Here is a 12,641-nt window from a genome sequence, read left to right as displayed (position 1 = left end):
TAAGGACGTAGCACGATCGAGATAAGCTCCCGGCCCCTCTCCCCATCGGCGGGTTCGCTGCTTACCCTGCGTGTATGTCGAAGGTGCTGGTGGTCGAGGACGACCCGGTGGTCCAGGCGGCGCTCGTGCACGCGCTGACCGACCTCGGGCACGTCGTGCAGGCCGTCGGCACCGCCGTGGCCGCGTTGCGCGAGGCGGGCACGTCCGAGCTGGACCTGGTGATCCTCGACCTGGGGCTGCCGGACCTGGACGGCGTCGCTGCCCTGCGGATGCTGCGCGGGGTCAGCAACGTGCCGGTCATCGTGGCGACGGCGCGGGGTGCCGAGAGCTCGGTCGTCAGCACGTTGAACGCGGGCGCGGACGACTACATCGTGAAGCCCTTCTCGGCCGAGCACCTGGCCGCGCGGATCAACGCCCTGCTGCGCCGCACGGGCACGACCACCACGGCCGCCGCCGACCTCGTCTCGCTGGGCGATCTCCGCATCGACCTCGCCCAGCGCCTCGCGACGCTCAGCGAAGCCGCTCTCGCGCTGAGCAGGCGCGAGTTCGACATGCTGGCCTATCTCGCGCAACGGCCGGGGCGGGTGATCTCGCGGCGCGAGCTGATCCAGGCCGTGTGGGGCAACCCGTACGTCGGCGACGACAAGACGATCGACGTCCACGCGTCGTGGTTGCGGCGCAAGCTCGGTGAGACGGCGGCCCATCCCCGTTACCTGCACACGGTCCGGGGCGTCGGGTTCAAGCTGGCGGCGCCCGAATGAGGGCGGTGATCACCCGCGCTCTGCTGCTCTCCGCCGGGCTGGTCGCCCTCGTCTTCGTTGTCACGGCCGGGTTTCTGCTCCACTCGCACGCCGCGCACACGGCTGCCCAAGCCGATCAGCGGGACGCGGCCGTGGTCGCCGGTGTGCTGGCGGTGTCGTCGGATCCGGACGCGGTCAGGGGAACGATCGCCCGCACCTCCGCAGGTGCCGAGGGGCGGTTGTCCGTGGTGCTGGAGGACGGCACGCGGCTCGGATCCGGTGGCGGCCCGCGCGTGACGTCCGTCGGCGGCGCCGCGGTTTTCGTGGCGCCCGAGGCCGTTCCGTTCCCGTTTCTCGCGCTGGTGCTGGTGACCGGGGTCGCGCTGGCCGCGCTGGGAGTGGCGGTGTGGCTGGGGCACAGGCCTTTCACGCCGGTGCTGGCCGCGTTGCGGGACCTGACGTCGTCGGTCGGGCGACGGGTGCGGTTGCGCGGTCCTCGCGAGCTGGAGGCGCTGGCCGAGTCGATCGACGAGGCGTCGTCGCGGACGTCGCAGCTGCTCGCGAAGGAACGGGAGATGATCGCGGACGTGTCGCACCGGCTGCGGACCCCGCTGGCGGCCCTGCGGCTGGACGCCGACGCGGTGGGGTCCGGGCCCGTCGCTGACCGGATCCGCAGTGCCGTCAGCACGCTGGGCCACGACGTCGACCGGATCATCCAGGAGTTGCAGCCCACCGAGGGCGAGGCTGCGGGCAAGTGCGACGTGGCGTCGGTGGTGGAGTCGCGGATGGCGTTCTGGTCCGCGCACGCCGCCGACCAGGGCCGGCTGTGCGAGATCGACGTGGGCGAACCGTGCTGGGTGCCGCTCTCACCGGACGCCCTGGGCGCGGTGGTGGACACGTTGCTGGAGAACGTCTTCCGGCACACGCCTCCCGCCGCACCGGTCGGTGTGTCGGTGGTGCGGCACGCCGGGTGGGTGACGCTCGTGGTCGAGGACGGCGGCACGGGTGTCGCCGACCCGTCCTCGGCGCTGCACCGCGGCAGCAGCGGAGGCGGGTCGACCGGGCTGGGCCTCGACATCGCCCGTGCCGCCGCGGAGGCGACCGGCGGCACGATCCACCTGGAGCGCGGACGGCTCGGCGGCGCCCGCGTGCGGTTGCGGTTCGGGGAGGCCAACAGCCACCACGAACCGGCGAGCCCGCGGGCGTGGCGGCTGTGGCACGGCCACCCGTGAGGATCAGACCGCGTCGACCTTGAACGGGTCGTGGTCGGTGAGCAGCTTGTCGAGCCGGGCTCTGTCCACCCGGCTGGAGATGGAGGTGTCCTCCTGCCGGTCCCTGATCACCTTGGCCAGCGTGAACGCCGAGGTGATCGCGTAGAGCATCGCGATCCCCAGGAACGCGCGCACCCACCCGTCGACGGGCAGGAACACGACTCCGAGACCGACGGCGGTCAGCGAGAGCCCGAACGAGAGGACCGCCTGCACGTAGAAGGCCGCGGTCGTCGGGGTGTGCGAGGGCGCGGAGGACGTCATGGTTCGAGAGTCCTGGGTCGCATCCTGGCTGTCATGAGTACGGCTACTCAGATCTGCCGGCGGCCCGCCCCATTTCAGTCCTTTGTGGATGGAAATGCGCGGCGGCAGGTTTCGACTGGACAACTTTCTGGTCACCACCGGACCGGACGCGCACTCGGCCCAGCAGAAGTTGGTTCTTTTGGGGCCACACCGACAAACGGCCGAAGCCGCTGACAGGTTCTCGCGAACGAAATGGGCAGGGCACACACCTGGTCGAACGTGTTTGACCAGGGAAAAGGCGCCTCACCGAGCACATCGGAACCAGCCGGGCCTGAAATCCCACCCAGGTAAGGCAAGTCGCTCGCTAGGGCCTTCCGGCCCGAGTTGACCGGCACTCGCACCGGCCCTGATCCTCTTTTATTACATCAAGTTCGTATGCGTGGATTGTTCACCTTGAGTCATCTCGATAGGGTCCGCGTATCAGTACAGGGCATCACGTTAAGGCGGCTTTCTTTGATCGGGCAGCGTGGACGACCGCCGTCGGATGCCGACCTCATCGATGCCGTCAGAGACGGCAGGGTCGAGGAGTACGGCAAGCTCTACGAACGACACGTGCGCTCGGCGAACATGCTGGCGTTGCAGCTGTCCTCGTCGTCCTCCGACGCCGACGACCTGGTCTCCGAGGCGTTCGCGAAGGTTCTCGCGGCACTGCGCGCCGGTGGCGGTCCCGGCGCCTCGTTCCGGCCGTACCTGCTGACGGCGGTGCGGCACGCGGCGTACGACCGCACCCGCAAGGAGAAGCGGGTCGAGCTGGCCGGTGACGTCGAGGAGGTTCCCGGCGCCACCAAGGCGACCAGCGTGCCGTTCCGCGACAAGGCGGTCGAGGACCTGGACCAGACGCTGGCGGCGACGGCGTTCGCGACGCTGCCCGAGCGGTGGCAGACCGTCCTGTGGCACACGGCGATCGAGGGCCAGTCACCGGGCGAGATCGCCCCGTTGCTCGGCCTGACCCCGAACGGCGTCTCCGCGATGGCGTTCCGTGCGCGCGAAGGCCTGCGCAAGGCGTTCTTGCAAGCGCACGTCAACCAGGAACCGGCGGACACCTGCCGCCCCACCGTGACGAAGCTCGGCGCCTGGACGCGCGGCGGTCTCAAGGGCCGCGACGCCGTCCACATCGACGAGCACATGGACACCTGCGCCGAGTGCCGCAAGCTCGCCAGCGAACTCTCCGACGTCAACGGCGCGCTGCGCGGTCTGGTCGCCCCCATCGTGCTCGGCACGGGCACCGCCGGATACCTGGCCGCCGCCGCGACGGCGACCAAGGGCGCCGTGGTCACCCTCAGCGCTGCCTCGTGGCTGGGCGTCGCCGCTTCGGCCGCGGCGGTCGTCGTGGTGGCCTCCGGCGTCGTCGTCAGCTCGGACAGCGCTCCGGTCACGACGATCATCGGCGCCGCCCCGACCAGCACCGTCGTCACAGCGGAAGCCGTGCCGAGCGAGTCCGGTGCGGCTCAGAGCTCGGGTGCGACGCCGACGAAGGGCACCACGGCGGGAACTGCCGCACCGGGCACGAGCGGCGCCAACCGGCCGGCGACGACCACGAACAACACGATCGTCCCGGCGAGCGAGGCCGAGTTGTCGGGAGCGGCGCCCGGCGGCATCGACATGACCACCGACGGTCCGGCCAACGAGATGAACATCAGCATCACCAACAACGGTGACGCTCCCACGACGGTGCCAACGTTGACGCTGACCATGCCCGACAAGATCAAGACGGTCGGACCGGGCAAGACGTCGGTGGGCTTCATCGGCTGCCCGGCCGGCAAGGGCGTCGTCACGTGCGAGGGCGGTCAGACGCTGGAGCCCGGTCAGACGATCACGTTCCGCGCCCGGTTGCAGGCGGGCAACAAGGCGGGCGACGGCGTCATCACCGGGGTGGCGGGACCGGTCGAGGTCAGCATCCCGATCACGATCGTCGAAGCGCAGGGCTGAGTCCACTTCGGACAGCGGGATCCGCCTGAACACCGCACCATGGGCGGGTGGACGAGCTCACCGCGGCGCTGACCGGGCTGGAACGGCCGTTCCGCACGCTCGTCGACGACTCGGAGTGGGCGCACGCGAGCGTGGAGGGGCTGGTGCTCGACGCCGGCACGTGGTGGTCGGCCGGCGAAGAGACCCGTCTGCAGCCGCAGGTGACGTTCAGCGACGCCTTCAGCGAGGCGGCCCGTCACACCGGCGGGGTGTACGTCGAGGGGTACGTCTGGGCGGACGGGCAGGCCGTCGCGGCGGCGTGGTGCGGGCTCGGTGACGCGGTCGTCTACGGGCCGCGCGCGGAGGCGTACCTCGGGGTGCCGTTGTCGCCGCACTTCTGCCGCAGGATCCAGCAGCGCAACGGAACGGCCGCGGTGCTCATGAGCAAGCACCCGCGGCTGTTGCCGTTGCTGCGGGACGGGCTGCCGCGCGGCGCCGTGCTGCCCGGCGGACGACCGGGGCCGCGGTCAGTCGGTGCCTAGCGCCGCGAACCGCTCGTCCGCCTCCTCCTGGTGGCGTGCCGCCTCGGCCGGATCGCCGACGGCGCGCGCGAGGTGCTTGTGCGCGTTCGCCGCCTCACGCCTGTCGTCGATCCGTTCAGCGAGTTCGAGCGCCTCGCGCAACGGCGCGATGGCCTCGTCCGGGCGTCCGGCCGCGGTCAGCACCTCACCGAGGTAGTTGAGCACCACGGTCTCCGTCGTGACGTCACCGATGGCGCGCACCGCGGCGAGAGCCGATTCCAGCGCTTCCAACGCCTCGGCGTGCCTGCCCATGGCGTGCAGGATCATGCCGAGCGCGCTCTGGGTGTCCGCCTCGTCGCGGCGGCTGCCCATCTCGCGCATCAACGCGAGCGCCGCCGTGCACGCCTGCAGCGCCTCGTCGTAACGGCCGAGCGCGCTGTAGATGTTGCTGACGTTGCTCATGGCCTGCGACTCAAGATGCCGGTCGCCGAGCTGCCGCGCCACCGTGATGGCCTGTTCCAGCAGCTCAGCGGCCTCGGAGTGGCGTTCGAGCGTCCGGTAGACCAGCGAGAGGTTGTTCAGCGTGCCCGCCACGCCCTGCAGGTCGCCCAGCTCGCGGAGCATCTCGATGGCGCGCTCGTTGTAGTGGATCGCCCTCGGGTACTGCGCGGTCTGCCAGAACACCATCGCGTAGTTCTTCGTGGTGATCGCGAGCGCGACCGGCTCGTCCTTCGCGGCCTCCAGCGCCAGTTCGTTGATCGTGGCCCAGTCACGCGTGTGACCGCGCACCATGCAGAAGAACGTCAACGCGCGTGCGAGCTGCCACGTGTGTGTGCGCCAGTCACCGTCAAGCGACAACGCCACGGCGGCCACGAGCGTCTGGCGTTCGGTCTCCAGCCACTCGACCGCGTGGTCGTAGTCGCGCAGCACCAGCCGCGAGGCCGGCCGGTAGGTGATGTCGACCTCGTACCGGCGCGCGGCGGGCGACATCAGCCTCGTCGCCTGGTTCGCCGTGTCCAGGAAGTGGTCGAGCAGCCTGGTCAGCGGCTCGCGGGTACCGTCCACCTTGGACTGCGCGTACTGGCGGAGCAGGTCGTGCATCCGGTACCGGCCGAGCGTCGTGGCCTCCAGCAGGTGCACGTCGACGAGGTCTTCGAGCATCCCGTCGGACTCCAGCAGGTCGAGCTCGCCCAGCGCCGCGGCCTGGTCGACGTCGAAGTCCGTGCCGTGGTGCAGCCCCAGCAGGCCGAAGAGCCGCTGGTGACCGGTGGGGAGCTGGCCGAACGACAACGCGAAGACCGCGTCCAGCTCGGATAATCGTCCCTCGCGCAGCCGCGTCGCGAGGTGGGCGGTGGTCCACGTCGGACGGCTGCGGAGCCGTCCGGCGGCCAGGCGCACGGCCAGCGGCAGCCGTCCGCACAGCTCGACGACCTGACGGGCCGCGGCGTCGGTGCCGCGTTCGTCGCCGACGATCGTGGCGAACAGCTGCAGCGCCTCCGCCTCGGACAGCACGTCCAGCGTGAGCGTCGACGTGCCCTCCAGCTCGACCAGCCGTGCACGTGACGTGACCAGCACCAACGAGCCCGGCACGCCCGGCAGCAGCGGACGGACCTGGTCGGCGCTCACGGCGTTGTCGAGCACGACCAGCAACCTGCGCCGGGACAGCTCGGCACGCCACAGGGCGGCCCGTTCGTCCAGGCTGACCGGGATCTCTTCCAGGCCGAGCGCGCGCAACAGCACGTCGAGCGCGTCTGTCGGTTCCACGGGCGCACGGCCCGCGGTGTGCGCGTGCAGGTCGATGAACAGCTGTCCGTCCGGATACTCCAGACGGTGTGCCAGGTGCACGGCCAGCGTCGTCTTGCCGACGCCCGGCATGCCGTCGATCGCGGAGATCACGACCGCCGACTTGCCGGTGACGGCCCTGGTCAGCCGTTCGATCTCGGACGTGCGGCCGGTGAAGTCGGCGACGTCGCGCGGCAGCGTGTTCAGCGCCGGACGCGGTTCGTCCCCGCGCAGCAACCGCGCGTGCAGGTCCCTCAGGTCGCTGCCGGGATCGGTGCCCAGCTCGTCGGCGAGCAGCACCCGCACGTCCTCGAACGCCTGCAACGCCTCGGCGGGCCGGTTCGCCCGTTGCAACGCGTGCATGAGCTGCAGCCACAGCTGTTCCCGCAGGGGGAACTGCTTGGTGAGCCGCCGCAGTTCGGCGATCAGCCGCTCGCCCTGGCCCAGCTCGATCGACAGCCGCGCGTGCTGCTCGGCGACGGTGAGCCGCCGTTCCTGCAGCAGCGTGAGCTCGGCTTCGAGCCGCGGCCCCACGGTGAGCCCGTCGAGCGCCGGGCCGCGCCACAGCCGCAGCGCCTCCCCGTACTTCTCCACCGATGCCCGGTGATCACCCTGTTTCAGAGCTTCGTCGCCCGCCGCGCACAGCTCCTCGAAGACCGCGACGTCGACGTCGCGGTCCGGCACCTTCAGCCGGTACCCACCGGGAACGGTGACGAGGTCGTCCAGCACGAGCTTGCGCAGGGCGGCGACATAGGTTCGGATGTTCGATTCGGGAGCAGCGGGTGGAGATTCCCACACCGCCTCGCTCAGATGTTCAAAACTGACCGTCTCGTTGGCGTGCAGTGCCAACGCTGCCAGCAGTGCCCTTTGCCGGGGCCCGCCCAGCCGCAGTTCCACGCCCCCACGCCAGATCTGCAGCGGCCCAAGAAGCCGATACCGCACTAGCCCTCCTCGATGCGCATGCTGCCAGAACTCGGGGGTGCTGTGCGGAATTTGTGCGGACGATCTTGGAAACTTGGCTGCCGCCGCTGTGAAGAGGGGGAACGAAGATGGGCCTGAACAGATCATGGTCCGGCCAGGCAGCCTAAGATGACCGCATGACCGAGACGGCGAAGCGACGTCCCGGCCCCCGGATCGAAGAGGTCGCGCGGGTCGCCGGGGTGTCGAAGTCGACCGTCTCGCGCGTCATCAACGACGAGCAGTACGTCAGTGCGAAGGCCCGGGAGGCCGTGCACGCCGCGATCGCGCAGTTGGGCTACTCCCCCAACCAGGCCGCGCGCGCACTCGCCGGCAACCGGGCCAACGCCATCGCCCTGGTGGTGTCCGAACCGACCGGCCGCGTGCTGTCCGACCCGTTCTTCGCGGGCGTGCTGCGCGGTGTCCACTCCGAGCTGGCCGGCCGCCACATGCAGCTGCTGCTGATGATGAGCCAGCCGTCCGACGTGGACGACCTGGTGGCGTACCTGAGCAGCGGCCACGTCGACGGCGCGTTGCTGGTGAGCCTGCACGGCGAGGACCCGCTGGTGCCGATGCTCGCGGGGATCGGCCTGCCGGTGGTCTCCGGTGGACGGCCGCTCGGCACCACCGTCCCGTTCGTGGACGCCGACAACTTCACCGGCGCCCTGGAGGCCGCGCGGCACCTGGCGTCGCTGGGCCGCAAGCGCATCGCGACCGTGGCCGGCCCGAAGGACATGGCCGTGGGCGCGGACAGGCTCAGCGGGTTCAAGCGCGGCCTGAGCGAGGCCAAGCTCCCCGCGAACCTGGTGGCGCACGGCGACTTCACGCCGGAGAGCGGCGCACGGGCCATGGAGTCGTTGCTGCGCAAGGCTCCCGACCTCGACGCGGTGTTCGTCGCCGCGGACATCATGGCGCTCGGCGCGTTGCAGGTGCTGCACGCGCAGGGTCGCCGGGTGCCAGAGGACGTCGCCGTGGTCGGGTTCGACGACTCGGTGTTCGCCTCGACGGCCACGCCGCCGCTGACGACGATCCGCCAGGACGTCGAGGAGCTCGGGCGCACGATGACGTGGCGGCTGCTCGCGGAGCTGGCGGGCGAGGCCGGGCTGCCGCCGTCGCTGCTGCTGCCGACCTCGCTGGTCGTCCGGTCGAGCGCCTGAAGGACCTTCATCGGTGGGCATCGACCATCCGTGACGGATCGGGCCTGATTTTCACTCGTTCGGCACAATCTTGAGGCACTGTCGGTAACACCTGGTGCGACTTCTCGATGGTGAGCGCGTACGTACTCACCCGAGGGAGTTGCGACAGTGATCGAGAACTCGGCCGCCGGTCTGGTGATGGTTCCCGGCGAGGTGACGGTGACCGTCACCGGCGAGCAGCACCACCAGGACGTGCTGTCGCGCTACGCGGTTCCGGACGGCGTGACGCGGCACGTCGCCGTGAGCCTGACGTGGTGCGCGATCGCCGCCGGCAAGTACCGCGGCCACCGCGGGATCGAGGTGCGGCTCGACGGGTACCGCGTCGGCGAGCTGACCTTCCTGATGTCGCAACGGTATGCGCCCGTGCTGATGCACGTGGAGTCCGGCGGCGGGGCGGCCGGCTGCACGGCGTTCGTCGAACGCGGCGGCAACGGGCTGCTGCAGATCTTCCTCCGGATGCCGCGCGAGATCCCCCGTGGCGCGATCGTGCCCGTCGTGCCCGCGCGCAAGTCTTGGGCGGCTCCCGTGGCGATCAGCGCGGCCGCCCTGTTCGCGTTCTTCGTCGTGATCGGCATGATCGGCGCGGCCGTCGATCGCCCGGCCGACGTGAACAAGGCGGCAGCGCTCTCCACCACCACCGCCGCACCTACTACTACGACGACGACCACGACCGTGGCGCCGCCGACCAGCACCACGACGACGACCACGTCGACCACCACCACGACAACGACGACGACCACTGCGCCCGCGGCGGTGGCACAGCCGAAGCCTCAGCCCCAGCCGCAACCCCAGCCTCAGCCTCAGCCCAACCCGCAGCCGCAACCTCAGCCGAAGCCCGCGTGCGACCCGAACTACAGCGGGTGCGTGCCCATCGCGTCCGACGTCGACTGCGCGGGCGGCAGCGGGAACGGACCCGCGTACGTGGCGGGCCCTGTCCGCGTCATCGGCACGGACATCTACGGGCTGGACAGCGACAAGGACGGCATCGCCTGCGAGTGAGCGGGGAAGCCGTAGGCGCGATCACCCGCGCCTACGGCCTCACCCCCCGCTAGCCGCGTTCGTACGGCGTCTTCTCCCCCGCCTCGACGCCGAACGCCAGGTGGTTGCCCGCCGGTGGCAGCGGGCAGGTGGCGAAGTCGGTGAACGCGCACGGCAGGTTCGTCGCGCGGTTGAAGTCGAGCACGACCTTGCCGTCGTGCGGTGTGGTGGCGATCTGCCGGTTGGCCGCGTAGGTCGTGACGCCGCTGGTGTCGTCGGTGAACAGGATGCTCAGCCCGCCGTTGCGTCCGTTGAACGCCGTCAGCGTGTGTTCGCTGCCGTTGAACGTGAACCGCACACGGCCCGGTGCCTCGTACACGTGACTAAGGCCCTCGACCACCGCACCGACCGTCGTGGGCACAGGCGCGTCGAACGGCTCGTAGGTGCCTTCCAGCACCCACTTCTCCTGCGGGTCGTACGCCGGTACGCCCTTGAAGTCCCGCAGGACAGGCGCCTTCGGGTCGTGCACGCGGATCAGGTAGCCGCCGCGCCGGGCGACCTCGATCTCGACATCACCCACCACAACACGCTCGCCGCCACCGCTCTGGACGAGGTCGAACCGCTTGGTCTCCCCGTCGTTGCGCCAGTAGGCCGTGTCGTCGTCTTGCCACCACTCGCCCGGTAGGCCGTCATAGGTGCGTGGCGACGTCTCAAGCCAATCGAGCGACACCAGCGCCAGCCACCCGTACGGGTCGGCCAGGGTGGTCTCGCGCTCCGTCTTCCAGGTCTGCCAGTCCTCAGCGAAGCTCATGTCCTTGCGAACGACGAATCGCCGGCATCGCTTCCCCGTTCCACGGAGTGGGAAACGAGAGCGTCGCCGAGTTCCGTGCGCGCGTAGACGACGCTTCGGCCGTGACGTTGTGAGGCCAACAGTCCAGCGTCACGCAACGCACGCAGGTGCTGGTTCACCGCCGATGTCGTGACGCCCGTGCGCCGCGCAAGGTCAGTCGACGACCACGGTTGTGCCAGTTCGGCCAGCAGGTCCGCACGCACCTGGCCGAGAACTCCGGCGAGCGCCTCGGGCCCGCGGCAGCACCCGGTCTCCCACACCGTGCCGGCACCACGGGCGGAGTAGATCAGCAACGGAGGTGCGCCGGGGTCGACCGGAACAGCGGTGCGCCGGGCGAACACGCTGGGCACGAGGGTGAGTCCCCGCCCGCCGGCCTCCACCCGCCGCGGCAGGGCTCCCGCGATGCGCACCTGGACGACAGGGCTCATGAAGGTGATCCGTTCGGAGATTCCCGAGAACATCGCCGCCAGGCCCTGCTGGGCCATGACACGGCCTCGGTGGGCGATGTCGGCTTCCAGCACCGCGCGCATCCGATCCCACCGACCGGCCAGCGCTTCGTGCCAGTAGGACTCCACCGCGTCGAGAACCCGGTGACGGTCGCGCAGTGCGTCGGGCACGTCGCCGAACAGTGCGCGGAAGTGGCGCCGCATGGTGCGTGTCGAGACCTCGCGCAGCTCCGCGAACTCGTCCTCAACATGGGTGAACGGCGTCAGCGGGCGGGGGCTCAGGAAGTCCGGTGTCCAGCCGCGGTCGGTCGAGAGCGCCAGCAGGACCTCCGTGTCCACGCCACGGATCTGGCGCGCCCACGGCACGTGCAGCGGGTATTTGGCGGGGTTCTTCAGCACGCGCAGGCTGAGCGTCAGTTCGCTGAGCGGCGAGACGGCGAACCGCACGTCCACCAGGTCGGACTCGCCGAGCACGAACTGGATCATGTAGCACAACGCTACATCAGTTACGGGCCGACGACACCCGCGCGAGGCTTCACGTCCATGTGGACCGACATGGGGCTGGCGTTGCGGATCGCTCGCCGGGCAGCGGAACTGGTGCTCTCCGCGGGCGCCCCCGACGTGTGGGTGAAGGACGACGGCAGCCCGGTCACGTCGACCGATCTGGCGGTCGAGGACCTCGTGCGCCGGCTGCTCGCGGACGCGGTGCCCGACGACGGGGTCGTGGGCGAGGAGCGCCCCGAGCGCACGGGAACCTCCGGCCGGAGGTGGTTGGTCGACCCGATCAGCGGCACCGCCGACTTCGTGGCGGGAAGGCCGACGTACTCGGTGGACCTGGCGCTGGAGAACGCACTGGCCGTCTCCGTCATGCCGTCGCTGGGCATCACGATGGCGGCCGGGCGTGGCATCGGCTGCCGAATTTTCCGGGACGGGCAAGAAGAAGTCGCCCGTGTGTCCGCGACGGGCGTGCTCGAAGGTGCGCGCCTGTGCTTGCACGGCAAGAGAAAACCAGCTCTGGAGCAGTGCATCGTCGTGGACGGCTCGACGTCGGTGCTGGACCTGGTCACCGGACGGGTGGACGCGGTGATCGCCGCGGGCGCGGGCCTCGACGAGTTCGACCTGGCGTGCCTGCCAGTGCTCGTGGAGGAGGCGGGCGGCCGCGTGACGGTGGTCGAGGAGGACGTCGTGCTGGCCACCAACGGTGTCCTGCACGACGCCCTCCTCGCGTTGCTGGTCGCGCGTCCTGGTGTCGAACCAGGCACCCCGGGCTCATGAGGCCCGGGTGATCGCCGGATCCCGCGCGCTGGAGTGACCGACCGGACTCGCACCGGCTTTGACCAGGACCACAACCTGGTGCCTCGACTGCTTCGGCTTCGGTCACGGCTGCCCGTCGAGGGTTCGAACCTCGATCTCCGCGTTCAGAGCGCGGTGTCCGTGCCAATTGGACCAACGGGCATCAAAAAAGCCGCCTCGTCGCTGTGTGCGACGGGACGGCTCCCCGGAGACATGAGGTCAAGTCATGCCGAGGAGCACCAGACGTGCTGATGGCGCATGTGTTGCATCACGGCTGGCTCCCTTCCTCCGGTTCGTCGAGAACCACTCTGACGGACGGCGTGGCGGCCTTGCAACGCATTATTCGGCGTTGCAAAAGTTTGCAGGCTTGATTCGATTCCTCCAGGAATCCTCAAGCCG

The 12,641-nt window shown here is 70.1% G+C and carries 11 protein-coding genes and 2 tRNA genes; 7 read left to right on the top strand and 6 right to left on the bottom strand.

Going from position 1 to position 12,641, the window contains the following annotated elements:
• Nucleotides 1-74 precede the first annotated feature (74 nt).
• Together ACFWN2_RS08065 and ACFWN2_RS08060 are read left to right on the top strand one after the other, a co-directional pair.
• Nucleotides 75-761, top strand: a complete 687-nt coding sequence (locus ACFWN2_RS08065) for a response regulator transcription factor (protein WP_382425755.1) — start codon at nucleotides 75-77, stop codon at nucleotides 759-761.
• The gene (locus ACFWN2_RS08060; protein ID WP_382425753.1) at nucleotides 758-1,972 is read left to right on the top strand and encodes a sensor histidine kinase; all 1,215 of its coding nucleotides are present in this window, start codon (nucleotides 758-760) and stop codon (nucleotides 1,970-1,972) included. Before ACFWN2_RS08065 ends, ACFWN2_RS08060 begins: the two co-directional genes overlap by 4 nt.
• 3 nt (nucleotides 1,973-1,975) lie before the next feature.
• On the opposite strand, the gene ACFWN2_RS08055 is transcribed toward ACFWN2_RS08060, so the two are convergent.
• A complete protein-coding gene (locus ACFWN2_RS08055) occupies nucleotides 1,976-2,272 on the bottom strand; it encodes a YiaA/YiaB family inner membrane protein (protein ID WP_382425751.1) in 297 nt (98 codons plus the stop codon).
• Between the two features lie 492 nt (nucleotides 2,273-2,764).
• On the opposite strand from ACFWN2_RS08055, the gene ACFWN2_RS08050 reads away from it, so the two are divergent.
• Together ACFWN2_RS08050 and ACFWN2_RS08045 are read left to right on the top strand one after the other, a co-directional pair.
• Entirely contained in the window at nucleotides 2,765-4,240 is a 1,476-nt protein-coding gene (locus tag ACFWN2_RS08050) for a sigma-70 family RNA polymerase sigma factor (protein ID WP_382425749.1), read from the top strand.
• A 47-nt stretch (nucleotides 4,241-4,287) separates the two neighbouring features.
• Nucleotides 4,288-4,761 carry a hypothetical protein gene (locus tag ACFWN2_RS08045; protein ID WP_382425748.1) on the top strand — a complete coding sequence of 158 codons (474 nt, stop codon included), beginning with the start codon at nucleotides 4,288-4,290 and terminating at the stop codon, nucleotides 4,759-4,761.
• Here ACFWN2_RS08045 and ACFWN2_RS08040 read toward each other — a convergent pair.
• The gene (locus tag ACFWN2_RS08040; protein WP_382425747.1) at nucleotides 4,747-7,419 is read right to left on the bottom strand and encodes a BTAD domain-containing putative transcriptional regulator; all 2,673 of its coding nucleotides are present in this window, start codon (nucleotides 7,417-7,419) and stop codon (nucleotides 4,747-4,749) included. The genes ACFWN2_RS08045 and ACFWN2_RS08040 overlap by 15 nt on opposite strands.
• Nucleotides 7,420-7,619: 200 nt before the next feature.
• Here ACFWN2_RS08040 and ACFWN2_RS08035 point away from each other — a divergent pair, with 200 nt between their 5' ends.
• Both ACFWN2_RS08035 and ACFWN2_RS08030 read left to right on the top strand, forming a co-directional pair.
• Nucleotides 7,620-8,636 (top strand): LacI family DNA-binding transcriptional regulator, encoded by a 1,017-nt coding sequence (locus tag ACFWN2_RS08035; protein ID WP_382425746.1) that lies wholly within the window; start codon nucleotides 7,620-7,622, stop codon nucleotides 8,634-8,636.
• 147 nt (nucleotides 8,637-8,783) lie between these two features.
• On the top strand, nucleotides 8,784-9,674 hold the full coding sequence (locus ACFWN2_RS08030) for a hypothetical protein (RefSeq protein ID WP_382425744.1): 891 nt from the start codon (nucleotides 8,784-8,786) through the stop codon (nucleotides 9,672-9,674).
• A 49-nt stretch (nucleotides 9,675-9,723) separates the two neighbouring features.
• Here the strand turns inward: ACFWN2_RS08030 and ACFWN2_RS08025 are convergent, their stop codons facing one another.
• Both ACFWN2_RS08025 and ACFWN2_RS08020 read right to left on the bottom strand, forming a co-directional pair.
• Nucleotides 9,724-10,464 carry a DUF1684 domain-containing protein gene (locus ACFWN2_RS08025; protein WP_382425743.1) on the bottom strand — a complete coding sequence of 247 codons (741 nt, stop codon included), beginning with the start codon at nucleotides 10,462-10,464 and terminating at the stop codon, nucleotides 9,724-9,726.
• Nucleotides 10,461-11,435 carry a DUF5937 family protein gene (locus ACFWN2_RS08020; protein ID WP_382425742.1) on the bottom strand — a complete coding sequence of 325 codons (975 nt, stop codon included), beginning with the start codon at nucleotides 11,433-11,435 and terminating at the stop codon, nucleotides 10,461-10,463. The genes ACFWN2_RS08025 and ACFWN2_RS08020 overlap by 4 nt, the downstream gene beginning before the upstream one ends.
• Before the next feature lie 57 nt (nucleotides 11,436-11,492).
• Between ACFWN2_RS08020 and ACFWN2_RS08015 the strand changes: the two genes are divergently transcribed.
• Nucleotides 11,493-12,224, top strand: coding sequence for an inositol monophosphatase family protein (locus tag ACFWN2_RS08015; RefSeq protein WP_382427416.1), 732 nt, complete (start codon nucleotides 11,493-11,495; stop codon nucleotides 12,222-12,224).
• Here the strand turns inward: ACFWN2_RS08015 and ACFWN2_RS08010 are convergent.
• A tRNA-Ile gene (locus tag ACFWN2_RS08010) sits at nucleotides 12,181-12,252 on the bottom strand. The two genes, ACFWN2_RS08015 and ACFWN2_RS08010, sit on opposite strands and share 44 nt — an antisense overlap.
• An 80-nt stretch (nucleotides 12,253-12,332) precedes the next feature.
• Nucleotides 12,333-12,405, bottom strand: a tRNA-Gln gene (locus ACFWN2_RS08005).
• Nucleotides 12,406-12,641: the final 236 nt, after the last annotated feature.

This window comes from Lentzea sp. NPDC058436 (genome assembly GCF_042721515.1).
Taxonomy (GTDB): domain Bacteria; phylum Actinomycetota; class Actinomycetes; order Mycobacteriales; family Pseudonocardiaceae; genus Lentzea.
This window is presented reverse-complemented; position numbering and strand designations above follow the sequence as displayed.